This window comes from Bacillus sp. VA13, assembly GCF_055710085.1.
Genome location: NZ_JBVQPP010000005.1, coordinates 211,026 through 236,454, shown reverse-complemented (window position 1 = coordinate 236,454; position 25,429 = coordinate 211,026). Strand labels below are relative to the sequence as shown.

Here is a 25,429-nt window from a genome sequence, read left to right as displayed (position 1 = left end):
ATGGCATTTCAAATTTTATTAAATGTGTTTCTCGCTTTTTGCTGGATGTTCTTGAGCAATAGTCCAAGCGCCGCAGGATTCTTCACAGGCTATATTCTGGGGATGCTCTCTCTCTTTTTCTTCCGGCGCTTTTTTACTCGCCAGTTTTATCTATGGAAAATGTTTTCTATCATCAAACTCCTTTTGATTTTTTTAAAGGAACTGTACCTTGCCAATGTCAGTGTGCTGAAATCAGTCCTATCGCCGAAGCTGAATATCAGACCGGGCATTTTCGCTTTTAAAACAGAGCTTACGACGGATTGGGAAATCACCCTGCTGTCATTGCTTATTACATTAACGCCGGGAACCTTGGTGATGGACATTTCAGATGACAGGACGATTCTTTATATTCACGCGATGGATATTGAGGATGCGGAAAAAGCCATTTTTGATATTCGGGAGTCATTTGAAAAAGCCATACAGGAGGTGAGCCGCTGATGTTTACGCTGATTCTGCAACTCGCGCTCGGCATTATGGCAGTGTCTACCTTTTTGTATGTCATTCGTGTTATTAAAGGGCCGACTGTGCCTGACCGGGTCGTGGCTCTGGATGCAATCGGCATCAATCTGATCGCGATCACGGCGCTTGTCTCCATTTTGCTGAAAACAAGTGCGTTTCTGGATATTATTTTGCTGCTGGGGATTTTATCATTTATCGGAACGATCGCATTTTCCAAGTTCCTGGAGAAAGGAGAGATTATCGAAAATGATCGAAATCGCTAAGGTCGTTGTGTCTGTATTCATTTTGCTTGGCGCACTTGTGTGCCTCGTTGCTTCATTAGGAGTAATTCGCCTTCCTGATGTGTTTACACGTTCTCATGCTGCATCTAAAGGCTCAACGTTGGGCGTCAATATGATTCTGCTTGGTGTCTTCTTCTATTTGTGGTTTGTGACGGGGAACATTTCCGCTAAAATTCTGCTCGGGATTCTCTTTATCTTTATTACGTCGCCTGTCGGAGGACACTTGATCTGCCGTGCCGCGTACAACTCCGGCGTCAAGCTTAATGAGAGAAGCGTACAGGATGACTATAACGGGATCAGAAACTTTGTGATTAAACGAAAAGAGGATTCTTACTTATAAAAATAAGCAGCCGGACAGGCAGAGTTCCGGCTGTTTTTTTATTTTTTGATGACAGCCAGCGTGCATCTGGAGATACAGATCAGCCTCTCTTGCTCGTCATAAATATGGATTTGATAGACAATAGTCGTTCTGCCTATATGAACGGGTTCGGCTACTGCCTTTACCGTTCCTTCCTTTACGGATTTTAAATGGTTAGCGTTAATTTCCAAACCGACACAAGCTTGTGTTGTGTGATCAATCAGATTCTGCGCACCTGCGCTCGCCGCGGTTTCCGCCAGAGCCACTGAAGCGCCTCCATGCAAATATCCGAACGGCTGCACCGTCCGATGATCCACTGGCATGACTGCAACGCATCGTTCCGCTGTGTTTTCAACAATCTCAATACCAAGCGCTTCAAGCAATGTGTGTTTCGTATCCATCATATCCCCCCTTATTTAAAGTACACCGTCTGATTTCGCAATCAAAACCGCTTCCGTCCGGGAACCGACATTCAGCTTATTGAAAATCGATGTCAGGCTGTATTCAATGGACCGCTTGCTTAAATGAAGTGCATCTGCGATTTCTTGGTTTGTAAATCCCTTTTCAACTTCTTGAAGAATCAGGCATTCTCTAGGTGTGAGCACATCTTGTTCTTTTTGAGAGGAAGGAGCCGGCTTTGTTTTTTGCTGAGTCATCAGCTGTTTAAAGTAAGCAAAATCGACTAAAATTTCTCCATTGAGTACGTGGTATATGTATTGGGTGATCTTTTCTTTAGATTCCGTTTTGCTGATGGCACCGTGCAGTCCCGCACGAATCGCTTCCTCAAAATAATCCTCAACCTCATAACCGGTATACACGATAATTTTACAATGAGGATTCTCTTGTAATATCTGTTTAGAAAGCTCCATCCCATTGACCTCGCCGCCTAAATTCAGATCCATTAAAATGAGATCATATGACGAGAAATCATGCTGCTTGATAAACTGTTCGCTCGGTTCAGGACTGAGACAATCAACAGACAGATTCGAATCCGTTTCCAAAATTGTCTTGGTGCCTTCCATGACAGCCGGATGGTCATCAATCACTAGTATCTTTTTCATGTTTTCCTCCCTTTTACTCACTCATTTCCATTTTATAAAAAAGACTTGGCCTGTGCCAAGTCGTTTCCGTTATAAAACCATTACAATTCGATTTCAATATCAGCCTTAAAGCCCTTTCCTTCACTTGTTTCAATCCGAAGGCGTCCATCTAAAGCCCTGACTCTCTCTCCTTAATGCCAGAAAGCCCCATACTCATGGAATGTTCATTATTTTTTTCTTGATCAAACCCTACGCCATCGTCCTCATAATGAAGAACGATTTTGTTTTGAATACTGATGAGCATAATCAGCACATCGGTCGCCTGGGAGTGCTTGACCGCATTAGACAGAAACTCTTGAATGATCCGGTACAAATTCAACTGCGAATCCAGATCAAGCGAAGCCGTAAATCTGCCGGTATTTAAACGGATATGAAACGGAACCCGCTCCTGCTGCTGCGCCACCAGCTTGGACAGCGCCTTCACCAGCCCAAGATCATACAGAAGCTGCGGCCGCAGCTCATGACACGTCTCCCTCGTCATCGAAATCACATCAGACATCTGCTCATTCATCTGTACAAGCTTGTCCTGTACCTCTTCCTGACACGGATTATTATCCTTCTTAAAATCAGCCAAAAACAGCTCACACTGGCGCTTTAATGAAATCAAATCCTGAAGAACGGAATCGTGGAGATCGCGGGCGAGATCAGAGCGTTGTTTTTCTTCGATCGTATACATGAGTTTTTTGAGCCATACGGGGTTTGATTCTTGTTGTTTTATTTCTTCTAAATGACTCATCAGTTCTTCAATTTTCATGACGTTTTCGATCGATACGTTTGTATAAAAAGCCAAAGTTTTCAGCCAAGAAAGTTCTTCGAGTGTGAGACGAGGCGTATTCATTTTAGATAAACAAAGGATCACAAATGATTTACCACCGCGTTCACCTATCTTCATGACAAAGCCTTTATTAAATTCAACGATTTTCCCTATTTCGGATGTGACTTTTCTAAACTGTTTTTGGTAGATATCGTGGTATGAATTTGAGTTTATTTCTTCGTAAGGTTTTATATTCCCATCCAAAGAAACTTCATAAATATAGGCTCTGCTAACAAGCAAAACCTCAAGAACAGTAGTTTTCAGTTCCCCAAAAACCTGAGATACAGAAGATGAATCTCTAATCAGTTGCGTGAACTTATATATACTGTCTTGATAATTAAACCTTTCAGAAACCCTTTTTAATCTAAATCTGAAATCAAGTACTTCTTTATAATAAAAGACCGCCAACATTATAATATAAATTAAAAAGGTTAGTTTAACACTATAAAACTCACTCTCAGGGCTCCTAATCAACTCAATTGTTGTTATTAAAATAATTGTTGGCGTTAAAGCTAAAAAGCCATAATATCTTAATCTGCTTAAAATAAAATCTACATTATAGATTTTATTTGTCATGAATTGATATACCAATGAGAATGGTATTAGCAGCATAAATGAAGCCGCTAAAAAAGAAGAAACATAATGTGCATTTAAAAACACGTAAGGTATCAAATATAAACACAGAAAAGGTGAAAAAGAAAAGATATTAATGATAGTGAGGACCTTAATAATATGCGCTTGTTCAGTATCTTTATTTTTAATTAAAATGATACTAAAATAAATCCCTACTATGATAAATAAAAAGAAAAAAGCAAGTAAATTTAATTTAGGAACATAATCACGAAAGAAAAGATGTGAACGAAACATTTCACATACTACATTTATGACCGGAATCAAATATAAAATAAAAACTTTTTTATCAAATAATTTGGTGCCTAATTCTTTAAAATATTGATAAAGAAAGAGAAGATAGTTTAGCGGCACAGATATTAATGTTACCACCATTATAAGCCTGCTCAGCATATCTCCCTTAGCAGACCCTCCAGCGCTTATATATGCAATAGAAGCAGATAACAGAAAGATAATTAAAACTACAGCTGAGAGGAGGTTTTTTGATTCATTTATTTTCAATATAAATAAGCAACAAAATAAACAAACGATATAAAATATTAATGGTATTAAGTAAGTAGTAAAATTTTTATCATTAAATAAGGTCATTTTCAGCTCTAGATTTTGTCCATTTCTTTCCACAATCATTGAACTTACATTTTTTAGTTTATTCATCTTTATTTCGTTTGTGTTTATCTTTTTATTATTAATACTCTTTACGATATCTCCTTTTTCTATACCGCTGTATGATGCCATTGAAAATTCATCTACATTGGTAATTACAATGTCACCATTTTTTCCTTTAGAAACAGTTGCACCGACTAATAAATTATTATTGCTTATATAGGTCAAATAAATTACATATATCAAACTTAATAAAACTAACACTACAGAAATTTTGTTATTTCTAGACTTCATTTAAACCTCAGTACTTCCAATCAAGCATTGAATAAATTTCTAAACCTTTAAAACCATTTATTATACATTCTGATTGATCTTTATCAACACCCAATAAACAAGCATTACCTTCCATTACTTCCCTTAAAACATTTGGGTATTTAATTAAGTATCCTACTATTTCTTGCATAATAAGTCCCTCCTTATTTAATCATAACAGACAATAATTTTTCAGTTTTATCATCTTCTAATTTTAATTGTGACATTTCTTTTTTTATTTTCTGGAGAGATAAATGTTTCATCACCAGCAAATATTGTATAACGCCTGCTTCTGTTAACTTTTGTTTCAAAGTCTTAGTATTAATAGAAACAAATTCCTCTGGTTTTTGATATAAACTTAGTAGCTCAACTGAAGCATCATTAAATTGTTTTTTTAAGTATAAGTATGCCAATGTATTTTTTTTCTGAACAAAATCGTTATTTAAGTAAAACAAACCTTTATAATCATTATCGATCTGCGACATAATGCCAAGTTCATAAGAATAAGAAGCCACGATGGGATGGTATTTGCCTGTTGCCAGCATTACTCCCATTACACAGGGCAACGCCGTTAGCGCTCCTGATTTATTTTTGATCATTTCAAGACAGGCTTCTTCAGTTTGCGGCGCATTCACAATATCATCATGCTGGCCTTGAATTGATTGTAACGCAAAATTCAATATCTCTTGTGAAAATTCTGGTTCATGACTAGCTTGACACATCACTTGTATACTTAGGGTGTAAAGAGCTGTAACTGCATTTAAAGCGATAGACGAGTCAATCTTCATCCATACAGCATTTCTATTATCTTTATCCTCTAAGTCATCATAAATATCGAATGAGAGTATAAGTAATTCAATTCCGGCAGCTAGCAATTCGATTGCTTTTTTGTCCTGACCGTTAAAAGCTAAATAATGATGAAGAGCCAAATCAGCAAACTCAAAAGTATCCTTAGACTCAATAAAATTCTGAAGATATCGTTCCAAGTCCTGATTCTTTATTTTTTGGCTTACAATCTCCTTCATTTTCTCCTTGATCCGGACAGTATCTAAACATATCTGCTCAATAACGACTTCCCCCTCCCATTCCATTTTACTAAATGGGACATTTAAAGGACAGCAGGTTTTTCGTTTTTTAACAATCATATAATACTTTATCCTTTTATTGTATGGGAAGAACGAAAAAAAAGACTTGTTTCCAAGTCTTTTTCACGAAATTTTCATTGCGTAATTGTATTTATCGAGCTGATCAATGCTTTTGTTAATGTTTCGTAATGAATCTGTCGTTTCTTTAATATCAAGTTCGAGTCGGAATAACAATTGTTTTACTTCTTCAAGTTTCTTTTCCATCGTTTCCACACTCCTTTTTTTGAAAGATCAATGAATTGTGTATGGTGAACGAGTCCTAGGTATTTGATCTGTTACTAATAGTGTATCTGCTTTCGGCTTATTTTTCACCGAAAAGTATACAAAAAAGTCCTGCGTGACACCGCAAATCTCAATAGGTCCTTATGCTCAAAGGAATCACAACGAGAACGGGACTATCTTTCTATGCGGAAGAGCGTTAATATGTGCTGAAATTGAGAAAGATTCTTAATCTCCTTGATTTTAACGGGTTTCACATTTTTACTAAGCAAGACTATAGTCCTTGGTACTGTATTTTCAAAAATGAATATGCGATTTTTGGCGTATCCTGACCGACAAACACCGAAAAAGACCGCAACGCTAAAGTTGTGGCCTTTTCGCTTTGTCATATTCGGCAATTAAGGATCTATACATATAGAAACATCCCTTTTGTGTGAGGTGCTCCCATGAGTTATCGTTATCCTTGGTTTTACGCCTATCCGTATGAGATTCGCCGCCCTCCAGCTTCTCCTGCCAATCCAGATGTCTTTATCCGTTCAGCGAGGGAGGCGTCAGGGCTGTTCGCCGATGCCCAGCTTGTTCTCAGCCGCATTGCGGGCTCGCGGGAGCTCTCGCACCGCATTCTGACCGCAGCCGAGCAGTCAGACAAACAATCTGTAAAGCGCCTGATCAAACAAATGGGCGTACGGCATGAAGTGGATACGGTCTTTAATCCCGACGGCATCTACATCACCCTCATCGGGACGCAAAGCCGAATGATTCTTGCTTTGCGGTGGTCAGAGGACCGCAATCATTTTGCGTCCATCAGATTATGACACCACTCCAGAGCTTCAAGGTAACATTCATACGCTTCTTCTTTATCCAGTTCTTTTCCTAATTCTGTGCAAGTGTCCCAGTTGTTGCTTTCAATTAATTTCACAAGCTCAAGCATTTGGTAATAGTCGTTTTGATGGCCTAATAACGCTTGCCCAACTTCATCTTTTAAAGGCAATTCTTGAATAATCTCCTCTATTTCTCGGTGCAGCAGGGTGTCTATGAGAGAAAACATTCCGATCAGCATATAAGACGCAGGCTGCGGCCGGGCTGTTTTTCTCGCCAGCAGCTCACAAAGCTTTGCTCTCATCAAAGAAATCTTAATGATCTCGTGCTTGCTGGAATGCCCTTTTCTGCTTAAATCCTTAAAGGAAAGAATGTATATCCACCGTTTGATTTCATTAAACCCAAGCAGCATAATGGCCTGTTGAATGCTTTCAATTTTCTGGCTCAAACGGCTGTGGGATGAGTTTAAAAATTTTAGGATTTGATAGGACAGTGATAAATCCCGCTCTATGTATTCGGTCACACGCTTTATGTTAGGCTGTTCTTTGCTCAATTCGTTAAGCAGTTCATAGTAAGAATAGAAATGAGTCGACAGATCATGCCCGCTGATGATGCGCGGTTCGCTGAAAAAGTAGCCCTGGAATAATTGAAAGCCGTCTTGTGCCGCTTGTTTATATTCTTTTCGGGTCTCTACTTTTTCCGCTAAAAAAATCAAGCCTCTGCAGCCGTAGGTTTGCAAAATTTTTCTGCGTTCCATTCGTGTTGTTTTGAGAAAATCAATTTTCAATATATCAATATAGCTCATGAGCTTTTCCAATAAGCCTTCATTTTGCGGGTTTATTGCATAAAAATCATCAAGTGCCAGCATATACCCCATTTTTTTCAGCTCTTTGCATCTTGAGATGAGGGCCGGCGTGATCGGTATATCTTCAAGGATTTCAATGACAAGCTGTTTCGGATTGAAGGAGGTAGGAAGGTTCGAAAACATCAGGCTTTCCGTAAAATTAACAAAACAGCGTTTCCCTTCCGTCAGCTTCTCAATTCCGATGTTTAAAAAGCTGTTGATTACTAAATCTGTTGTTGCCTGATCGCCGTCTTTCGCGCTATATACATTCTCTTCGCTTTCTCTATACAGCAGTTCATAAGCAACAACCTGTTCTTTTCTATTAAAAATAGGCTGTCTTGCAACAAACACCCTCATTGATTTATCCCCCTTACAATACGCGCAGCTTTCACCCTTAAGTATATCAAATAATTTGACGAAAATTGTCTAAACATGAAAAATAATATATTCAAAAAGAAAACTGGCCCTTCGCGAACGAAAGGCCAGTTTTCTTTATTCTTCCTCAAGCTCTTCATCAAGTCTGCTTTTCACTTCGTGAATCCGCTGCATTTTATTGCTCCAGCAGTCCTCGCTTAAATCAACCGGATATTCCTCCGGCTTGCTGATTCTCTTATATTCCTCCCACAGCAGGCTGAGGTTATCCTGCACATACTGCTGTATGTCTGAGATCTCAGGGTTTTGGTAGCAGAGAATGCCCTTTTCAAAAATCAGCTCATGAAGATCCTTCGCATAAAAATTCGTGACAAATTTGCTGATAAATGTATGAACCGGGTGGAACATTCTGAGCCGCTTTTGATCATTCACCTGCTCATCATATAGCGCAATATAGTCGCCTTCAGAATGATGATTGGACTGATTGATAATGCGATACACTTTCTTTCTGCCCGGTGTTGTCACTTTTTCAGGATTGGACGAAATTTTGATCGTGTCGACCATTTTCCCGTCTTCTTCAATGGCAACGAGTTTGTAAACCGCGCCGAGAGCCGGCTGGTCATAGGCCGTGATCAGCTTCGTACCGACACCCCAGACATCAATGCGCGCTCCCTGAGCCTTTAAATTCATAATGGTATGCTCATCCAAATCGCTTGAAGCAATGACTTTCGCATCTGTAAATCCTGCTTCATCGAGCATTTTCCGGGCTTTTTTTGACAGGTACGCCAAATCGCCGCTGTCCAGGCGAATGCCAATGAAGTTGATGCGGTCTCCGAATTCCTTGGCCACTCTAATCGCATTCGGCATGCCTGAGCGAAGCGTGTCATACGTGTCGACTAAGAAGACGCAATCCTTATGCGTTTCCGCGTATTTTTTAAAAGCTGTATATTCATCACGGTAAGCCTGCACAAGCGCATGCGCATGCGTGCCGGATACCGGGATATTAAAGCGCTTTCCGGCTCTTACATTGCTTGTCGCGCTGAATCCGCCGATTAAGGCTGCTCTCGCTCCCCACATGGCTGCATCCATTTCATGCGCCCGTCTTGTTCCGAATTCAAGTGCGACTTCATCGCCGATGACGCCTTTAATCCGGGCAGCCTTTGTTGCGATTAATGTTTGGTAGTTCACAATGTTGAGCAAAGCCGTTTCAATCAGCTGCGCTTCTACAAGGGGGGCTTCCACCCTCATAATCGGCTCATTGTTAAATACGAGCTCTCCTTCTTTCATGGAGTAAAGTGAACCTGTAAACGTTAAACCACGCAAATATTCAATAAAATCTTCATGATACCCGAGTTCTTCCTGTAAATAATTCAGGTCACTATCCGTAAACTTAAAATTTTCCAGGTATTCGATGGCTTTTTCCAAACCTGCAAACACCGCATAACCATTTTCAAAAGGAAGCCTTCTGAAAAAAAGCTCAAAAATGGCTTTCTTTTCATGAATGCCGTCTCTCCAGTAAGTTTCTGCCATATTGATTTGATAAAGGTCTGTATGTAATGACAGGCTGTCATCTTTAAATCCATACTCTAACACTGTTTTTCCCCTTCCTTACTCTGCCACTTGCGCTCCGATGCTGTTTGCAAAATGGGAAAGAGCCCACGTGTGCCCCTCCTGATTAAAGCTGGCAACAGCCTGTTTGTGCACAACAATCCGAAAACCTTTGTTGTAAGCGTCAACCGCTGTATGCAACACACAAATATCTGTGCAGACACCGGCAAGATGCAGTTCGTCAATCTGCCGCTCTCTGAGTTTGAGCTCTAAATCAGTTCCCGCAAAAGCAGAATATCTCGTTTTTTCCATGTAGTAAACATTTGGTTCATGTTGCTGATATAGAGGCAAAAGCTTTCCGTACAGATCTTTTCCATCCGTGCCTTTCATATTATGCGGAGGAAAAAGACGGGTTTCAGGGTGATATTGATCCCCTTCATCATGAGAATCTACTGCTAATACGACGTAATCACCGTTTGTGATGAATTCTTCAGTCAAATTGACGATCGCCTCTTCAATCATTCTGCCGGGCTCCCCGCAGGTCAATTTTCCGTCACTCGCCACAAAATCATTCGTATAATCAATACAAATAAGTGCTTTTTTCATAGCCGGCCTCCCCGCCATCAGTATGAGAACATTATATCTTATCTCCAGTTGTAAGTGAATTGCCATGAATAAAAAGACAAACGGTCCGTTTGTCTCTTAAGGTTTCAGCACTGACCTGTTAAAAATGTCGTCCTGAATATATATCAATTCACGATTCACAGCGATGTCAGCCGCAATGACAAGGCCTAAAGGCGTATGAAACTGAAGATCTGATACGATCTTGAAGTGCACTCCGTTCCGGTTCGCCATTTGGATATAGGGAGAGTACGACTGATACTGAAGCTCTCCATTAATCAAAAGGGTTATGTTTTTGCTGTTTTTCAGCGCCTGCTCCGCTTCTTCATACGGTTTGATTCTGAGCACCTGCCCTTTCGTCAATGCCAAAAGCACTCTTTCCCTTAATGAGCCTAAAAACAAATGGCGCTCGTCAGGCTTTGTCTCCAAGGGCCCGTACATTCCTTGCTGCAAATAGAGATCCATTTTTTCATCACTCAAAAGCTTGTCCTCCCGTCTTGTTTGTCTTCATTATCACCTGATCAGGCAGGAGCTAAACTTTCAAGGGCGGTTTACATTTCTGTTACCCAATGAATGATTTTTTTGGCCAGCTCACCAGCCGGTTCTTCCTCTGTATGCCGGCGCAAAGAAGCTTCCAGCCGTTCAGGCAGAGATGCTTTATCTTCTTCATAAGAAATGATCGTACTCCACTCCAGCTGCGGAACCGCTACTAACGTGCGCAGTTCTTTTCTGTTTTCATGCAGATACACGTCCGTGATCATTCCGGTTTGCGTATTGATATTCGCTTTTCTGATTTTCATAACATGACCTCTCTATTCAAAGACTACCCATATTATACAATAAAAAAGCAACAGCCTCTCCTGAAAAGGCTGTTACCCGTTAAACGAAACTGTTTCATCAATGATATCGGCATCTTTGAAAATCGTTTTACTGTGTTCATTATTGACCTTCATATAATCACCTAATTGAAACGCACCCGATCCTGCGCCTGTGTGATCAACGCTCTTTGGCGAAATCGCAAACACATCTCCAAAGCTGGCCGCTGCATCACCTGATATGGACATAATATAAATCGGACCTACAATCGCAGGCATTTCCCCACCTCCGCATTGATTTACAGCATCATATGCAAAGAGGCGCAAATGGTGCCCGCCTATTCAGCGGATTTGGCGTTTTCTTCAAGGCGTGACCGCTGGCGAAGCTTGATCAAGCGGACAATATTCAGGAAGAATGCCTTCACTACCGCGTAGACCGGCACTGCTAAAATCATGCCGAGAATTCCGCCGAAGCTTCCAGCTCCGATCAACAGCAAAATAATCGTAAGCGGATGCGTATTCAGCCGCTTTCCGATCACGAGAGGAGACAGCAGGTTCCCGTCGAGCTGCTGAACGATGACAACCACAATAATCGCAAACAGTGCTTTGGCCGGAGAGTCCATAAAACCAACAATGACAGCCGGCGCAGCACCGAGGAAAGGCCCGACATAAGGAATGATATTGGTAATCGCCATGACAATCCCAAGAATTAAGGCATACGGCAGCCCGGCAATTAAGTAGCCGATAAAACACGCTGTTCCGACAAAAAGACAGATCAACAGCTGTCCCTGAAAATAAGCCGCAAGCGTATCGGATAAATCTTTAAAAATCTTTAAGCCTTCTGTCCGATAGGAAGCCGGAAGAATTTTTACCGCCAGATGCGGAAAGCGGTGTCCGTCTTTCAGCATATAAAAAAGGATAAATGGAACAGTGATAATAACAAGCGTGATGTTTGTCACGACACCAAACACCGCAGATAAACTGGACGTGATATTTTGCGGCAGGTTTTGGAGAAAGCTTGTCAACGACTGTTCAATTTTTGATATCGATACATAATCCTGATTCATCATCCAGGTAAACCATTGAGAATGGGACATATCTTTTGTGAGCGACTGAATCTGTTTTATATAATCAGGAAGATTGTTAAACAGCCCGGTCACTTGCGATGTTATGACAGGTCCGACTGACGCCGAAACGAAGGCCAGCAAACCGATAAATAGTAAATAGATCAATAGAATGGATAATGTCCGCGGAATTTTTTTCTCAAGCAGGCGGACGACCGGATTAAAAATGAAATACAAAATTCCCGCAATCAGCATCGGGAAAAACAATGTCGAGATAAAAACAATAAACGGCTGAAATACAAATGAAACCTTTGTTGCTACGTAAATAATCAGCAAAACAAATAAAATCTGCAATGTCCAAAAATGGACTTTTGATTTCAACAAGCTTTGTTCCTCCTAGTTTTTCTTTGTCTGTCAGATAAAAGGACTTATACCCATCATTGTAACAAAAATGAACTCATATCAGAACTCTTAATATAATGAAAGGAGTATTGATGATGCAGGCAGTCACATACGACAGAGATTCACTGGCTTATATCTATGTTCTTCCTCCAAAAAAGAGCAGGAATGTACGGTCTGAGGAGCTTAAAGTCAATGATTGCATCCTGCTGGATATCAGCCAAGACGACAAAATTGCCGGATTCGAATGTTTTGGTGAGGCAGCACTGCTCTGTGCCCCATTTGCCGGGAAATCCCGGCTATATGTAAAAGATTCAGATGGTTATCATTTTCGTGTCCGCCAGCATGCTTCAGTCCGTTCCTGCTATACAGTGTACGGCGTCACTTTTTGTTTTTCAGATGGTGACTATCAAGAATTTGCCGGTTTTGACCTTGACGATACATTGTATCATAGTGCTTTTTTACAGCGCTTAACTGAAAAATAGGACGTCCCGGTGTACGCCTATTTTTCATGCGCAAGCACTGTTAAACCCGCTCACTATAATCTGGCGTAACGGAAATCATGTGCTGCATTCTGATCAAACAAACAGAATTTCGAGCTCCTTCAATGGTGATATGGTCAGGTTTTACATCGATCAGTCTGCCTCTGACCGTATCTCGTACTGTCTGTATCACGAACCTTGAGCCGATGAGCTTTTTAATGGTCTGATAGACATAAGGATCGACTAAAGAGACCAGTTGCGGACTACCTTGGTTGACCATACTTCAATCCCCTTTTGATGTTTTATCTCAGTTTATGCCGCAATTATGGATAATGACACAGGCTTACCTGATAAAACCAGGAACGCGGGGATTTTAGGAGAATATGTTTGGAAGCGGGTGTAAAGGAAATGGTGATGAAGCAGAGACAGCGAAGAGAGCTGGCGCTGTTCCGTGAAAAAACGGGACTTATACAGGCTTTATCATGGATGCCTGGGCTTGGTCGATTAATCGGTCCAGCTTTTCTATTTTTTTACGTGCAGTTGAAGGATCGATTTGGCGGTAATGATGGTGGCCTCCCGGCTCTTCATCAAGTTCGTCCGCTTTTTTGACAATCTGCTGCAGCGTGTTTTTATCTAATTCGCCTTCAGGTAAATAGGAATCGGTATGAAGCAAAATGGCAAGGGCAATCTCTTTTGCCGCTTTCGGTTCCTCGCCAAGCCGAATCAGAAGCTTATGAGCCCGTTCCGCCCCTTTAATGGCATGAATGTCATTTCTTTTGTATTTCTCATAATCCCACTTTCCGTCTGTATACCATTCATAATGGCCGATGTCATGCAGCAGCGCCGCTTTTGCAGCTAAATCAGGGTTGATGTCAGCCTTTATAGACAGCCTGTACGCATGGTAAGCGCAGGCAATCGCATGTGCCACGCCGGAACGCTGTAGATATTTTTGTGCAATTGGATGGGTGAAAACATCCATTAATGTAACCTTTCTCATGGAAACCCCTCCTTTAGATATTTTTAGAATCCTAACATAATTTGCAGAGAAACTCAATTCTTATGTCACATCATTTTGTCTTCTAATCATCATTGTTATACCCTAAAAGCAGAGTTTCAGTCAGTATATGCGGCTGTTCAACAGAATGCGAGGGCGATTGACTTTTTTATAAAAAAAAGAGCAGAAAATGTCTGCTCTACAAAAACTCTTTAATATCGTAAATGCGTCCGTTTTCTGTCCCTGTTTCTAATAAAGAAAGCAGTGTGCCGGCAATAAAGGACGGACTGCGAAGGCTTCCTGTTTCATTTAATTTCTGGAAACGTTCAATGTCGTGGAAATCCTTTTTCGATGAAGAACGGATGACAGCTTGCATCTCAGTGTCCATAACACCTGGTGAGAAAGAAATCATGTTCACTGGCAGTTCTTCATCTTCTTGTTCAAATCCGAATGTCCTCGTAAACATGTCGAGTCCGGCTTTTGAGCTGCAATACGCGCTCCATCCCTTATATGGATTTTTGGCGGCGCCTGACGTAATGTTGACAACCGTCTTTTTGCCGCTGTATAAAGCAAACCGTTTTGTAAACAGCTGACTCAAAAGAACGGGCGCAGTCAGGTTCAGCTGATAATGGCGCTGAAGCTCGTCAAGAGACGCTTCGCCGGCGCGTTTGATCGGCGTTACCATTCCGGCGTTATTGATCAGGGTAATACCTGAATAACGATCTGGATTAATGGATGAAAGCAATGTTTCAAATTGCTGTTCAGTTTCTGCGAGATTGATGAGGTTTATTTGATGCTGCGTCAGTTTTTCGTGAGAGACATCCGCTTTCGTTCTGGATAAGGCATGGACTTCATGACCCTTCTCTAAAGCCTGTAATGCAATGGCTTCACCCAGTCCTTTTGACGCTCCGGTGATGATATAAAGTTCCATTGGAAACCTCCTCCTTCCATTCCTATTGTACGGTACCGCTTTTGCACAACACAAGCACAGGGCCTATACCTTTTTGTTCTCCTGCGCTGTGACTTTTGGGATGAGAAACACAATGCCTGCAATTCCGAGCAGGATCAGCACAACATACATAATCGGAAGCAGCAATGAAGATGTTTCTTGTCCTTCTTCTGTTTCCGTGGATGACGTCTTTGTCATTGGTTTTTCAGCAAACGTAATCCCGAGCTGTTTCGACTGGGCCGCAATCGTGTTGGATTCCTCGGCATTTGTTGATGTAAACAAATCTTTTATCAGCTCGGCGTCCTTGTCCTCGGGCTTATCAAAAGTGATATCCTTCTGTTCCTCAGGCAGTTCTGTTTTCTCTTCATAGTAGGTATCTTCATGCAAATAATTCGTATCAATTTCGATGTCTTTTTTCTCATACTGGTTTGGCGCGACATCTGTGTTTTCCTCGGTTTCGGCTGCTACGGCAGAGGGTATGAAAAGGGAAAAGGAGAGCATACAAATCATGATCCCCTTTTCCATGCTGCGATTACGCTTCATACGTTTCATCGCTTTCTGCTGTGTGTTCGGCCATCATCCGGATGATCAGCGGCAGAGCCGCGGCAATCACCGTAATGATCAGCAGAACCGTTATTCCCATTGTAAACAAGTGTCCTGTACCGTACTGGATGTCGATATATACTTTCGAAACCGGATCTTCAAATGTAAAGTTCGGCATAATCAAATCAATAAGCGGTGCGACGTAGAATAGAATCATTGCCGCTGAAGCAACCCATCCAGGGATCGACCCGAATCTGAATGCTGTCCGGATGAAGGCAGAGCTTGCGACTAGCAATAGAATCGTAAACACCGACCACTTAATCGTCTGATCGTCCGGCAATGAATAAATATTCAAACCGAACAAGCTGATCATGAGTCCGACAAGGATATTCAGAATTCCGAATAGCGCTCCTTTGACGAGAAGCGGCGCGTTTTGGTAATACGAGCTGAAATAGCCGATTAACAGACTGCTGATCAATACAATGACAAGGATGACAACCGGCGGCACCGTCTGAGTTTTTTCTTCCGGTACCTCTCCGCTGATTTTAAGCGGATTCGCCAAGTAATCATATACATAGCCGTTGTTTTGCCCGTCTACTAATGTATTTCCGAGTATGCCGTATACGTCATTGCGCACGAGTTTCGTGGAAGCGACATTTTTCCCCCAGTTGTTGTTTAAGGTGTCAGCTTTCGCCTGAACATCATTGACGCTTTGCTGCATATTCGTCGTGTAATCAATAATGCCTGACTGGCGATCAGACAATGCCCCCATCATGTCTGACATTTGCAGCACTTCCTGGCCGACCGTATCTTGGACACTCAATGCCATTGTGCCAGACAGCCCGTCGTTACTGAACGTCGCAGCTTCTTGCGTTGTGCCTGTTACTAGCTGTTCTGACGCTTTTGCGGCACTTTCAGAGATTTTCGTCAGTTCGTCAAGAACACCTGCTTGAGAGTCACGGATGAAGCCGCTGTAGTCCTCCGTAAATTTGGTCATACCATCGATGAAGCTGTTAATGTCTTCATCGGTTTGCATCGTGTTGTTTTTAAGATCTTCCCAGCTGGCTGTTTCTGCAGGTGAGAGAGCCAGAACGGATTTGACGTTGCCCTGCTGGTCTTTAATTGCATTGGTTTTCGCAGCGCTGTCTATCGTTCCGGATAATACAGAGTCATAAACTGATAAATATTTATAGTATCTCATTAAGGCGGAGATGCTTTCTGTATTGATCTCTCCGGAGAATTGAAGCTGATCTTTATTTTCCAGCTCGCGAATCGCGCTGTAAATCCCTTCGAATTCCCGCTTCCGTTTCGCTTCAAGGTTTTCAAGTTTACCTTCTAGCTTTTCCACTTTGTCTTTCAAGTCAACAATTTCATCATTGAGACCATCCATTTGTTCTTTTAGTTCTTCTAATTTCTTTTTCAGCTCTTCATTATGGGAAGTTTCTTTTTCTTTGAGCTCTTCTTCAATTTGCTTGATTCGCTCAGACGCTTTGCTGAGCTGTTCTTTTGCTTTTGCGATATCAGAAATCTCATCGTTTCCTGTTTGCTCTTCGTCCTCAGGCTGAGCCGCGCCACCGTCGCCTCCAGTATCTCCTGAATCTCCGGTTCCGCCTTCATTTGCCAGCTTGTTAAATTGAAGGGCTGAGTCAGATGAAGCAGTCTGTTCGGCAGATGTACCCGTTTCGGTTTGTCCGCTATCTGACTCACCATTAGAGGCATCGCCGTTCTGCTCCTGACCGCCTGTTCCCTGTTGCTGGTCTTGATCCTGAGTATCGCCGTCCGTTTGTCCGTCAGTCCCTGTACCACTATTGTTATCATCGTTTCCGGTGTCTCCCTGTGTATCATCGGGATTTGTGTTGTTTCCGTCATCAGGTTTTTCCGGGTTGTCAGTGGATGGCTCGTCTGTTCCCGGATTTTCAGTTCCCGGGTCCTCTGGCGTCGGCTCCTCTTTTTCAGGCTCCTTCAGATTGTCTGAGATATCCTGAATATCCGCCGCAATGTTTTTCAGTTCTTCACGCTGTTTTTCAAGATCAATTTTCAGTTCTTCAGGATCTTCTTCTTTTGGGTCTTTGTCTTTATCTTGATCATTGTTGTCAGAGCCATCATCTTTGACTGGATCGTCCCCTTTCGCAACTGTCAGTGCCTCACGCGCTGGGACAAGCAGTTCATAAACCTGATTTAATGCTGTCTGTTTTGATGCGACCTGGTATTGATTAATTAAATCGCTTTGTATCTTCGCCATACCAAGTTCCTGCTGAGGCACTTGACCCTCCCTAAGTTGCTGGGCATTTGCCAACACTGTACTTGTTTGTGCAAGCTGTGTTTTCGCTTGGCTGATCCCAGTTGCCAGTCCGCTCATGCGTTCGCTGAACTGATTTGCCTTTTGCTGTGCTGCGATTGCATCCAGACCTGTCTGGATTTGCTGCTGAGTTGAATCCTGGGCTGCCAAAAGCAGTTTTTTCTGATTTTCTTGATATTCTTTGTATCTTTCAACGGTATCAATGAATTCTTTCAGCGTGTTTTTGGCTTCCTCCGCTGTTGAAGCTTTTTCTTTTGTCGTACCCTGCGCTTCGTTCATTGATTTCTTCAGCTCATCGATTAAGTCTTTTTGCTGTTTGATTTCACCTGCTAAATCATTAGAGCTTGGTTTGTAAAAGTTGTACATGACATTCTGGAATTCAGATTCTTTATTGACGATTTTGTCAAATTCTCCTCTGATGTTGTCCACTTTTTGTGAAACAAAGTTCCAGTATAAGGCCGACATTTTTTTGTTCATTGTCTTTTGCGCATCCTCAAGCTCACGCTGAACTTTTTCTTTGTTGACCGCATTCAGGTTATCTTGAATGCTGAATTCGAGCGTTGCTTTTTGAGGATGATCTTTGTCATAGCTCAAAATGTTTTTTGAGAAATCCGAGGGAATGTAGACGATCGCATCGTATTTCTTTGATGCGAGACCAGTCTCGGCCGCGCTTCGGTTTACGACCGTCCATGAATAATTAGGACGTTCACCCAAAAAGGCCGCTACTTCCTTGCCGAACTGGGCGGATTTGTCCTCTTCATCAGATTTTACCTCATCACTCAATACGCCTGTGTCTTCATTCACCACCGCGATTTGCCGCGTGGAATTGACTGCTTTCTTCGTCGGATCGTCTCCGATAAAGCGGAAAAACAAAACCGGCAGCAGCAAAATGATGATGACGGCGGATATTAACTTGATCAAGCTTTTTCGTTGTTCTGTCATCTAGCACTCTCCCTTTCAGCAGAACATAAAGGAATTTGAACTTTTTGCTCCTTCCCGTTTTCCACAACATATCCGAAGCCCGGCTGAATCTCAGGCTCTTGTCTTTGGTACGGGAGAGGAATGACATTTTGCTCAGATTTTTTCATCAGCAGAATTGCGTGGCGGATCTGCTTCATCTCTGTCGTCAAGGAGTCATAGCCTTTTGAGAATTCGCTGTGATTTCCGCCCGGGATAAAGCTGAACCCAAGATGCGCGTATGATTTCATGAAGTTTGCGAGACGGTCTTGTATTCTCGTATCAATCGTCTGCTGGAATCTCGTAATCCCGTCAATCATCAGCACCACTTGTGAGAATCGCAGATTTTGCGCGTCTCCCTGGCGGACGGCTTCTACATACATGGCTTCTCTTGTTTTGAAAATGTCTTCTGCTGCTTCGATCCACTGCTCAATATCTTCTTTCGTTTCCAAATATGAGACATCTGATTCCTTCGCATATTGGGACAAGCCGCGGTCAATCGAGTCAAACAGGCCGATCATTTCGGTTTCATCATCAATCAGATGTTCAAGCATTACTTTTAAGACGTTTGTTTTCCCGCGCTGGGTCTGGCCTAAAATCAGGCAGTGCTTGTTCTTGCCTAAATCAAAATAGACTGGGCTGACTGTTTCTTCATGAAGCCCGATCGGTACAGATAAAGGCTTGCGTTCCAGCTTGAAGCGGAGAGAAAATTCTCTCGTCGACAGGCTCTCAGGCAGCATTGGAATTGGTGCGGGCTGCTCCATTGAAGCAAAGCGCTCCTGAAGATGCTGAACGTCTGATTTCAGTCCGTTGAACATGCTGATATCATCGTCCGCGTCAACAGGCAGGAACATTTGCGCGAAATAAAGCTCTTCCTTTTGAATGATGACGCGCCCCGGAATCGGTTCAAGATTGAACTTCGGCCGTCCGTAAATGGAATATCCCTCAGATTGATCCATGAGATAATGGACAACCTTTGTTTTCAGGTTATTTAATAATGACTGGCGGACCGCATTAACCCGCGTCGCTGTCAGCATGAAGTAGATGCCTAAGCTCTGCCCGTCTCTGGAAAGCTGGACAAATTCCGATTCAAGCTCATGCATCTCATCCTTGACAATGTCAAAGTTGTCAATGGTGATGAAAATGAACGGAAGCTCTTCTTCGCTCAGCGCATTGTACATTTTGATGTGGCTGATTTCTTTTTCCCTGAACAGACGTTTACGGCGGTCAATTTCTTCTTTGATTCGAATCATGAACTTTTCGATTTTTCTTGACTGGTCCATCAGGAAGTAATCCGCGGTATGAGGCAGCTTCGCTAATGGCAGAAGCGTTCCGTTTCCGAAATCAAAGATATAGACATGAAGCTCTTCTGGTGTGTATACGTCCGCAAAGCTCATCAGGAACGTTGCGGCTGTAATCGATTTTCCATAGCCGGAAGAGCCGAATATGCCGATATTTCCGTCTTCCATCATCTTATAAGCAATCGGCGCCTGTCTTTGCAGATCAGGTTCATCGACATACGCGAAGTGGAAATGGTCTTTTTCCTCTGAAGGGAAAAGAGTGCGCGGGATACGTTCCGCGAGCGGCGGCAGCCAAGGGCTTGACAGCTTCTCGATTCCCATTTCATCTTGGATGCGTTCAATTTCGTCAACTACAGCTTCGATTTCTGTTTGAACATCTTTTTTCGCGATGTCTTCGGTATCCACTTCAGAAAGCGGGATCAGACCCGTATCCGTGACGATCGCAATTTCATCCTCTGTTCCGTAGACTTCCTCTAAGTAAGGAGCCCCGCTCCAGGCGGATTGGAACAGCTCATACACTTCATTGTTTCCGACCTGCAAATACCCGCGTCCTGTCACGGTAATGTTTGCGGCATCGCTGTTTTTCAAAATTTCTTTACTGTCGGTGGCATCCTGAACCTTCAGCGCTACTTTAAAGCGTGAGTTACTCCAGATCTGGTCGTCAATGATGCCGCCCGGCTTCTGTGTCGCCAAAATCAAATGAACGCCGAGGCTTCGCCCAATACGCGCGGCGCTGACAAGCTCCCTGATAAAATCAGGCTCCTCGCTTTTCAGCTCGGCGAACTCATCAGAAATTAAGAACAAGTGAGGCATCGCCACTTCTGCTTTCCCCTGCTTGTACAGCTTTGTATAGTCATTGATGTGATTGACTTGATATTGGTCAAACAGGCGCTGCCTTTTTTTCAGCTCACTTTTAATGGAAGCAAGCGCACGCATACTGAAGTTTTTGCTGCCTTCAATATTTGTGATCGTGCCGAGCAGGTGAGGAATGTTGCGAAACGGCTGCGCCATCCCCCCGCCCTTATAGTCAATTAATAAGAAAGCCGCTTCATGCGGGTGAAAATGCACCGCAAGTGACAGGATGTAGGTCTGGAGAAATTCACTTTTCCCTGACCCCGTTGTCCCCGCAAGCAACCCGTGCGGACCGTGGGCTTTTTCGTGAAGGTTCAGATACACAATGTCATCTTTTCCTTTATAGCCGATCGGCACTGACAGCGACTTCGACGATTCACTCGTCAGCCATCTTTGCTGAATGCCGATTTCTTTTACTTCCTTGGCATGGAAAAGCTCCAGGAACGATACCGTTTCCGGAATGGAATTTGTAATGCCGACCTGGTGATTCAGCGTCCGCAGTGTGCGTGAGAACCGTTCATTGTCCCCGCGTTGATGATGATCAAGGCGGAACGGAATTCTTACCGCTTTTTTCTTCTGTATTAAAATGTCGCCTTCATGCTCATTGATGTAGCGGACAAGAGTCGTAATGTTTTCCGACAAGCTTTCCTTTGTTTCCGCAGCGACAATTGTAGAGATGCCCAGATGCTCATGCTGTCCTTCTAAATATTCGAGAATGACGTGCTCTGAGATCAGCTGCTGGTTCGTGATGACAAATACAAAATGCGGTTTGAACTGCAGTTTTTCTTTGTCATCTTCAAGATCGCGCTCTCTGATCAATTCATAAAGTGAAGACAGGAGCTGATCTCGGGTTTGCTCATTATATATAAACCCTTTCGCATAAATATGGGGCATTTGAAATTGCGGAAGCCACTTCATCCACTCCCAGTCTTTATACTCTTCTTCATGAAAAATAAAAACGAAACGCAGATCGTGATAGCTGTTAAAGAACGACAGCTGTCCGATCAGCTGGTGAATCTCATTTTTCACAATTTGTGATTTACCGACAAGTCCCATCGGACCTTCCGCCAAATCGACCGTAACCGGCGCATTGCGGATATCCTTATAAACACGCTGCATGTGCTGCGATTTTTCCATGAGGTCATCAATATCACGATTGGCCAAGTCTCCGCCGCTCATGTTGATTTCATAACTTGAAGGGACTGTTCCCGTCCCCAGCCGCAGCTGGAGATAATCCTTGCTTTCTGGTGATTTTTCCCAGATCCGGTCGCTGATTTCACTTGTTAAGTATTTCATTTGTTCGAACGAAGGGAAGTGAAATTCAAGTACCTGCTTTTGCTTTTCAGCTAACGCCTGAAGCTCTTTCCGCTTATTGTCTAGGTAAAGCTTATACACGCGCTCCCGTTTTTCCTCGCGTTTTTTCCGCTGGTTTTTATCCCGGAAATATTGTACCGTCGAGGTAATAAGGGTCATCATAAACATCGCCAGAGAAACGAGTATGAATATGCCGCGCGGCTGGATGAGTGCGACGACGCCCATCACGATCAGCATGACAAGCGGCGGAAGAATGACGAGCCACAGCCCTCTGTTGGTTTGATCGCTCTCCTGAGAGGGAAAACTGAAAGAAACGCGGTCATCCGGCAAATCGTACACCATCCGCGGCGTTCTTCTGTATTGCGGGTATTTTTTCTGCATCTCTGTGCTCGGTTTGACCGTTTCTGTTAATGCTGTTTCAAACGGTGCAAAATGGACAATTTCTAAAAGGTCTTGTTCCGTCACTCTCATTTGCGTAAAGTTCCAGAAAATTTCATCCCCCGGCTGGAGCGGTGTATGGGCGATGATCCTCTCTCCGTTCAAGAAGATCGTCCCGCTTTCAGGATGAACCGACCAGCTTTCGCCGACACGAAGCATAGAAAACGTGCTTTGATCTGCAAAAGCAAAATCTTGCGGATTCAAATAAATATCTGCATTTGTTTTTTCTGAAGAGCATATAATTTCATCCCGATTCCCCGTAAAATAAATGGATTTCTCAGGCTCACTGCCCATCAAGATCAAGCGTATACCCTGCTGATCCGTTTGGAGAGTAAATGATGTATCAGGCTCAATCGTGCCGAGACAATCATTTCCCAGGAAAACTTCGTATTGGCCGCCGGATTCCTTTCTTTGAAGGGAAATCACTCCGCTTTCAAACGGAATGGTGCCGATCGTCACGGAATCCTTTACATCAGGCCCTATGGTCACCGGATGGGACGACGGGAGGTCAGACAATTTCAGTTTTTGAACGTTATTTTGGTAAAAAACCCATAATAGACTCAAATGGCGAACCCCCTAACGGCCGAATGGCAGCATGCGATGACCTGCGCTTCATGTCTCACGTTATTTGTCATCTTTTTTCTCATCTTTCTTTTCTGTTTCTTTTTCTTTCTTCGCTTGTTCTTCTTTTTTCGCTTTTTCCTCGGCTGCGGCTTTTTCTTCTGCCGCTTTCTCTTCAGCTTGTTGTTTTTCTTCGGTTGTATCAGTTGTTGAAGACTCAGTATTCGATTCTTTTTTCTGTTCAGCGTTAGCTTTATTCACTTTATCAAGTTCGCTGTCTACAGAATCAAGTTCTTTTTGAGTTGCTTCATCATTACTATCCTCAGCTAAGAGCTGCTGTTTATATTTATAAAGGCCAAGCCAAATGTATGGGTTATACTCGAGCTTATGTCCAATACTGATCGCTTCTTTATAATCCCCTCTACCAATATCAATCCAATAAAGGAAATGCTGCGGTTCAGATTGCAATGTCACTAGCTTCTCAATATTATCCCGTTGATAATCTAAAAGCTGTTTTTCAACTTCTACATAGGAATAAGCAAGCTGATACTGCACCGATTCAGGCAGGCTTTCCGCATCGTACTTAGACAGTGTGCTGATAACTTCACTGTACTGCTTATTTAGGAAAGCACGGTTGCTGTCCACTATCGCCTGGTGCTTTGGCTGTGCGAAAAATAATGAGTACATCGAATAAATAAGGGCGGGCACAAGCAAAACAATGAGCCCCAGGCCGATATATCGCTGGATGTTCCATTTCTTTCTCGGGATATGTATGTATGTTTTCGCTTTGGCTTCGAGCTCATCGATATGGGTTTGAATCAGCTCGAGCAGGTCATCATAGGTCGCCGCATCCAATATCGCCTTAGCCTCTGCGGAGAACGTCAGCGTATCATTGAATTTCAGGTAGTCTTCAAATGCAAACGCGCCGTCAACTGCCAAAGCCGCTGCCGCTTTCAGCTCCCGCCACACTCTTTCCTCATCACGCTCGTAAGGAGGAATGCTTTCTTTTACTCCATAATGGAGAAAATAAGGCGTTAGGCCTTTATCGAATACAATGTTTTCAGGAGCGACAATCAAATTCAGCCTCGACAGATTGTGCTGCTGTACAGCTTGAACAAGCTGATAGGCGAACTGCCATTTGCTTTTTTTATCTTTAGCTTTCATGAAGCGGAATGCTTTATAGGAGGGAGGAGGTTGGATTGTGATGATTACTTCATCATCCGTCACATCGATCTCTTTATGAAAAAATGGATTTACATCTTTGATCACGTTGGCTTCGAGACCGTCCAGAAGCTTTATTTTTTCCCGCTGAAAGGTAAATGTATAGCCGGCATCTGTTTTCTCGGCAACGGCTTCTAATTGGTTTTCTAAATATGATTTTTGTTTATCCGACATTCAACCAGATCCTTTCATAATATTTCAAGCCGGTCTCCGTTTGTAATGCCGCAATCAGACAGCTTGCATTCTCCGGAAAACACCGTATCCTTATTAACCACTCTGATCCAGTGCCCTTCGCGCGGAGGTATAGCTACGCTTTGAGCCTGCCAAGCAATATCAATTACTTTTTTCACCGGGTGGTAATCTGACAATCTGAGATCAAAGACACTGCCGTTATAATGTTTCAAATCTATTGTAATATCAATATACATTTTAGGATCACCCTTACATAGAAAGAGCGCCGTCTTCTCGTGAATCAGGCGCTCCTTCCCTTTCATACTGTTATCCGCGGATTTGATTTGCGATGTCTTGGTCAGTAGACTCAAGTGTATTTGCTGTTTGATCAAGCTGCTGATTCACATCTTGAAGCAAATCTGACATTTTGATAAATGAAGGTTTGAGCTGCTCGTATTGATCTGCGAACGCTTCGCTTGAAGCACCTTCCCACATGCTTTTCAAATCAGAGATCATTCGGTTTAAACGATCAACCTGATTCAATACTTCTTGGCTTTCAACGCCGTATTGCTTCGCCATCGCTCTTAGCTCTTCGGGTGTGACACGAATTAATCCTGCCATATTCCTCATTACCTCCTGTGCCATCAGCCTAAATATGGGCTAATTCACTTATTTTTAGAACGTCATTATTATAAAAACAGTTTTTCGGTACAGTCAAACAAATATGTTTTAATTTTACAAAATGAGTCCAATGGTTTATCCCGAATCGCTCAAAAATGACATATATTGTTAAACAAGTAGGTTTATTTTCTTAATATTCTCTTCATTCTCCGAATAATCCAAAAGACCCAAATGATTCACCAACTCCCAAAAAAAACCTTTCAGAAAATTTGATGCTACAGCAC

The 25,429-nt window shown here is 42.6% G+C and carries 27 protein-coding genes and 1 pseudogene; 6 read left to right on the top strand and 22 right to left on the bottom strand.

What is annotated here, in order from left to right:
• From AC0C66_RS18800 to mnhG, 3 genes are read left to right on the top strand one after another with little or no spacing between them, the layout of a single operon-like run.
• Positions 1–477: a Na+/H+ antiporter subunit E gene (locus AC0C66_RS18800; protein ID WP_014114979.1), complete on the top strand. Its 477-nt coding sequence runs from the start codon at positions 1–3 to the stop codon at positions 475–477.
• Positions 477–761: a Na(+)/H(+) antiporter subunit F1 gene (locus tag AC0C66_RS18795; protein WP_014114980.1), complete on the top strand. Its 285-nt coding sequence runs from the start codon at positions 477–479 to the stop codon at positions 759–761. The genes AC0C66_RS18800 and AC0C66_RS18795 overlap by 1 nt, the downstream gene beginning before the upstream one ends.
• Positions 745–1,119 carry a monovalent cation/H(+) antiporter subunit G gene (mnhG, locus tag AC0C66_RS18790; RefSeq protein ID WP_072182177.1) on the top strand — a complete coding sequence of 125 codons (375 nt, stop codon included), beginning with the start codon at positions 745–747 and terminating at the stop codon, positions 1,117–1,119. The genes AC0C66_RS18795 and mnhG overlap by 17 nt, the downstream gene beginning before the upstream one ends.
• A 38-nt stretch (positions 1,120–1,157) precedes the next feature.
• Here the strand turns inward: mnhG and AC0C66_RS18785 are convergent, their stop codons facing one another.
• From AC0C66_RS18785 to degQ, 6 genes and pseudogenes are all read right to left on the bottom strand, one after another.
• Complete coding sequence (locus AC0C66_RS18785; RefSeq protein WP_003220719.1) at positions 1,158–1,538, bottom strand: hotdog fold thioesterase; 381 nt, start codon at positions 1,536–1,538, stop codon at positions 1,158–1,160.
• Between the two features lie 15 nt (positions 1,539–1,553).
• Complete coding sequence (gene comA / locus AC0C66_RS18780; protein WP_003220716.1) at positions 1,554–2,198, bottom strand: two-component system response regulator ComA; 645 nt, start codon at positions 2,196–2,198, stop codon at positions 1,554–1,556.
• 80 nt (positions 2,199–2,278) lie between these two features.
• A pseudogene (locus AC0C66_RS18775) lies at positions 2,279–4,578 on the bottom strand (histidine kinase).
• Positions 4,579–4,585: 7 nt separating this feature from the next.
• Complete coding sequence (comX, locus tag AC0C66_RS18770; RefSeq protein ID WP_072182269.1) at positions 4,586–4,747, bottom strand: competence pheromone ComX; 162 nt, start codon at positions 4,745–4,747, stop codon at positions 4,586–4,588.
• A 13-nt stretch (positions 4,748–4,760) separates the two neighbouring features.
• Complete coding sequence (locus tag AC0C66_RS18765) at positions 4,761–5,621, bottom strand: polyprenyl synthetase family protein (RefSeq protein WP_072182291.1); 861 nt, start codon at positions 5,619–5,621, stop codon at positions 4,761–4,763.
• A 183-nt stretch (positions 5,622–5,804) separates the two neighbouring features.
• Positions 5,805–5,945 carry a degradation enzyme regulation protein DegQ gene (degQ, locus tag AC0C66_RS18760; RefSeq protein WP_003220708.1) on the bottom strand — a complete coding sequence of 47 codons (141 nt, stop codon included), beginning with the start codon at positions 5,943–5,945 and terminating at the stop codon, positions 5,805–5,807.
• 221 nt (positions 5,946–6,166) lie between these two features.
• Here degQ and AC0C66_RS18755 point away from each other — a divergent pair, with 221 nt between their 5' ends.
• A complete protein-coding gene (locus AC0C66_RS18755) occupies positions 6,167–6,292 on the top strand; it encodes a hypothetical protein (protein ID WP_133063238.1) in 126 nt (41 codons plus the stop codon).
• A 114-nt stretch (positions 6,293–6,406) separates the two neighbouring features.
• The gene (locus AC0C66_RS18750) at positions 6,407–6,775 is read left to right on the top strand and encodes a YuzC family spore coat inner layer protein (protein WP_014114986.1); all 369 of its coding nucleotides are present in this window, start codon (positions 6,407–6,409) and stop codon (positions 6,773–6,775) included.
• Here the strand turns inward: AC0C66_RS18750 and pdeH are convergent.
• The 7 genes from pdeH to AC0C66_RS18715 all read right to left on the bottom strand — a co-directional run bounded on the left by pdeH (position 6,751) and on the right by AC0C66_RS18715 (position 12,427).
• Positions 6,751–7,980 carry a cyclic di-GMP phosphodiesterase gene (pdeH, locus tag AC0C66_RS18745; protein ID WP_014114987.1) on the bottom strand — a complete coding sequence of 410 codons (1,230 nt, stop codon included), beginning with the start codon at positions 7,978–7,980 and terminating at the stop codon, positions 6,751–6,753. The two genes, AC0C66_RS18750 and pdeH, sit on opposite strands and share 25 nt — an antisense overlap.
• 135 nt (positions 7,981–8,115) lie before the next feature.
• Positions 8,116–9,588 carry a nicotinate phosphoribosyltransferase gene (locus AC0C66_RS18740; RefSeq protein WP_014114988.1) on the bottom strand — a complete coding sequence of 491 codons (1,473 nt, stop codon included), beginning with the start codon at positions 9,586–9,588 and terminating at the stop codon, positions 8,116–8,118.
• A gap of 15 nt (positions 9,589–9,603) precedes the next feature.
• The gene (locus AC0C66_RS18735; protein WP_088679774.1) at positions 9,604–10,149 is read right to left on the bottom strand and encodes a cysteine hydrolase family protein; all 546 of its coding nucleotides are present in this window, start codon (positions 10,147–10,149) and stop codon (positions 9,604–9,606) included.
• Positions 10,150–10,245: 96 nt separating this feature from the next.
• Positions 10,246–10,644 carry a YueI family protein gene (locus AC0C66_RS18730; RefSeq protein WP_072182271.1) on the bottom strand — a complete coding sequence of 133 codons (399 nt, stop codon included), beginning with the start codon at positions 10,642–10,644 and terminating at the stop codon, positions 10,246–10,248.
• A 71-nt stretch (positions 10,645–10,715) separates the two neighbouring features.
• Complete coding sequence (locus tag AC0C66_RS18725; protein WP_014114991.1) at positions 10,716–10,964, bottom strand: YueH family protein; 249 nt, start codon at positions 10,962–10,964, stop codon at positions 10,716–10,718.
• Positions 10,965–11,036: 72 nt separating this feature from the next.
• Positions 11,037–11,258, bottom strand: coding sequence for a spore germination protein (locus tag AC0C66_RS18720; protein ID WP_014114992.1), 222 nt, complete (start codon positions 11,256–11,258; stop codon positions 11,037–11,039).
• 59 nt (positions 11,259–11,317) lie between these two features.
• Entirely contained in the window at positions 11,318–12,427 is a 1,110-nt protein-coding gene (locus AC0C66_RS18715; RefSeq protein WP_014114993.1) for an AI-2E family transporter, read from the bottom strand.
• A gap of 113 nt (positions 12,428–12,540) precedes the next feature.
• On the opposite strand from AC0C66_RS18715, the gene AC0C66_RS18710 reads away from it, so the two are divergent.
• Positions 12,541–12,927: a DUF2283 domain-containing protein gene (locus AC0C66_RS18710; RefSeq protein WP_072182272.1), complete on the top strand. Its 387-nt coding sequence runs from the start codon at positions 12,541–12,543 to the stop codon at positions 12,925–12,927.
• Positions 12,928–12,967: 40 nt separating this feature from the next.
• On the opposite strand, the gene AC0C66_RS18705 is transcribed toward AC0C66_RS18710, so the two are convergent.
• The 9 genes from AC0C66_RS18705 to AC0C66_RS18665 all read right to left on the bottom strand — a co-directional run bounded on the left by AC0C66_RS18705 (position 12,968) and on the right by AC0C66_RS18665 (position 25,145).
• On the bottom strand, positions 12,968–13,204 hold the full coding sequence (locus AC0C66_RS18705) for a YuzF family protein (protein ID WP_014114995.1): 237 nt from the start codon (positions 13,202–13,204) through the stop codon (positions 12,968–12,970).
• A gap of 186 nt (positions 13,205–13,390) precedes the next feature.
• Complete coding sequence (locus AC0C66_RS18700; RefSeq protein ID WP_014114996.1) at positions 13,391–13,921, bottom strand: HD domain-containing protein; 531 nt, start codon at positions 13,919–13,921, stop codon at positions 13,391–13,393.
• Positions 13,922–14,117: 196 nt separating this feature from the next.
• Positions 14,118–14,849: a (S)-benzoin forming benzil reductase gene (locus tag AC0C66_RS18695; RefSeq protein WP_072182273.1), complete on the bottom strand. Its 732-nt coding sequence runs from the start codon at positions 14,847–14,849 to the stop codon at positions 14,118–14,120.
• A 63-nt stretch (positions 14,850–14,912) separates the two neighbouring features.
• Entirely contained in the window at positions 14,913–15,368 is a 456-nt protein-coding gene (gene essA / locus AC0C66_RS18690) for a type VII secretion protein EssA (RefSeq protein ID WP_072182292.1), read from the bottom strand.
• A gap of 31 nt (positions 15,369–15,399) precedes the next feature.
• A complete protein-coding gene (esaA, locus tag AC0C66_RS18685; RefSeq protein ID WP_461845896.1) occupies positions 15,400–18,651 on the bottom strand; it encodes a type VII secretion protein EsaA in 3,252 nt (1,083 codons plus the stop codon).
• Positions 18,648–23,135, bottom strand: a complete 4,488-nt coding sequence (gene essC, locus AC0C66_RS18680; RefSeq protein WP_072182275.1) for a type VII secretion protein EssC — start codon at positions 23,133–23,135, stop codon at positions 18,648–18,650. Before essC ends, esaA begins: the two co-directional genes overlap by 4 nt.
• A gap of 60 nt (positions 23,136–23,195) precedes the next feature.
• The gene (gene essB / locus AC0C66_RS18675) at positions 23,196–24,527 is read right to left on the bottom strand and encodes a type VII secretion protein EssB (RefSeq protein ID WP_072182276.1); all 1,332 of its coding nucleotides are present in this window, start codon (positions 24,525–24,527) and stop codon (positions 23,196–23,198) included.
• A 14-nt stretch (positions 24,528–24,541) separates the two neighbouring features.
• On the bottom strand, positions 24,542–24,781 hold the full coding sequence (gene yukD, locus AC0C66_RS18670; protein ID WP_010329928.1) for an ESX secretion system protein YukD: 240 nt from the start codon (positions 24,779–24,781) through the stop codon (positions 24,542–24,544).
• A gap of 70 nt (positions 24,782–24,851) precedes the next feature.
• The gene (locus tag AC0C66_RS18665) at positions 24,852–25,145 is read right to left on the bottom strand and encodes a WXG100 family type VII secretion target (protein ID WP_003220661.1); all 294 of its coding nucleotides are present in this window, start codon (positions 25,143–25,145) and stop codon (positions 24,852–24,854) included.
• Positions 25,146–25,429 lie beyond the last annotated feature (284 nt).

Bases quoted from the DNA above. Each gene is read 5' to 3' on its own strand.
- AC0C66_RS18765 (WP_072182291.1), bottom strand. From the start codon at position 5,621: ATGAAGGAGATTGTAAGCCAAAAAATAAAGAATCAGGACTTGGAACGA.
- AC0C66_RS18800 (WP_014114979.1), top strand. From the start codon at position 1: ATGGCATTTCAAATTTTATTAAATGTGTTTCTCGCTTTTTGCTGGATG.
- AC0C66_RS18700 (WP_014114996.1), bottom strand. From the start codon at position 13,921: ATGAGAAAGGTTACATTAATGGATGTTTTCACCCATCCAATTGCACAA.
- AC0C66_RS18735 (WP_088679774.1), bottom strand. From the start codon at position 10,149: ATGAAAAAAGCACTTATTTGTATTGATTATACGAATGATTTTGTGGCG.
- AC0C66_RS18695 (WP_072182273.1), bottom strand. From the start codon at position 14,849: ATGGAACTTTATATCATCACCGGAGCGTCAAAAGGACTGGGTGAAGCC.
- degQ (WP_003220708.1), bottom strand. From the start codon at position 5,945: ATGGAAAAGAAACTTGAAGAAGTAAAACAATTGTTATTCCGACTCGAA.
- essA (WP_072182292.1), bottom strand. From the start codon at position 15,368: ATGCTCTCCTTTTCCCTTTTCATACCCTCTGCCGTAGCAGCCGAAACC.
- AC0C66_RS18725 (WP_014114991.1), bottom strand. From the start codon at position 10,964: ATGAAAATCAGAAAAGCGAATATCAATACGCAAACCGGAATGATCACG.
- AC0C66_RS18795 (WP_014114980.1), top strand. From the start codon at position 477: ATGTTTACGCTGATTCTGCAACTCGCGCTCGGCATTATGGCAGTGTCT.
- esaA (WP_461845896.1), bottom strand. From the start codon at position 18,651: ATGACAGAACAACGAAAAAGCTTGATCAAGTTAATATCCGCCGTCATC.
- AC0C66_RS18750 (WP_014114986.1), top strand. From the start codon at position 6,407: ATGAGTTATCGTTATCCTTGGTTTTACGCCTATCCGTATGAGATTCGC.
- AC0C66_RS18705 (WP_014114995.1), bottom strand. From the start codon at position 13,204: ATGGTCAACCAAGGTAGTCCGCAACTGGTCTCTTTAGTCGATCCTTAT.
- AC0C66_RS18710 (WP_072182272.1), top strand. From the start codon at position 12,541: ATGCAGGCAGTCACATACGACAGAGATTCACTGGCTTATATCTATGTT.
- essB (WP_072182276.1), bottom strand. From the start codon at position 24,527: ATGTCGGATAAACAAAAATCATATTTAGAAAACCAATTAGAAGCCGTT.
- AC0C66_RS18720 (WP_014114992.1), bottom strand. From the start codon at position 11,258: ATGCCTGCGATTGTAGGTCCGATTTATATTATGTCCATATCAGGTGAT.
- AC0C66_RS18665 (WP_003220661.1), bottom strand. From the start codon at position 25,145: ATGGCAGGATTAATTCGTGTCACACCCGAAGAGCTAAGAGCGATGGCG.
- mnhG (WP_072182177.1), top strand. From the start codon at position 745: ATGATCGAAATCGCTAAGGTCGTTGTGTCTGTATTCATTTTGCTTGGC.
- AC0C66_RS18785 (WP_003220719.1), bottom strand. From the start codon at position 1,538: ATGGATACGAAACACACATTGCTTGAAGCGCTTGGTATTGAGATTGTT.
- pdeH (WP_014114987.1), bottom strand. From the start codon at position 7,980: ATGAGGGTGTTTGTTGCAAGACAGCCTATTTTTAATAGAAAAGAACAG.
- yukD (WP_010329928.1), bottom strand. From the start codon at position 24,781: ATGTATATTGATATTACAATAGATTTGAAACATTATAACGGCAGTGTC.
- comA (WP_003220716.1), bottom strand. From the start codon at position 2,198: ATGAAAAAGATACTAGTGATTGATGACCATCCGGCTGTCATGGAAGGC.
- comX (WP_072182269.1), bottom strand. From the start codon at position 4,747: ATGCAAGAAATAGTAGGATACTTAATTAAATACCCAAATGTTTTAAGG.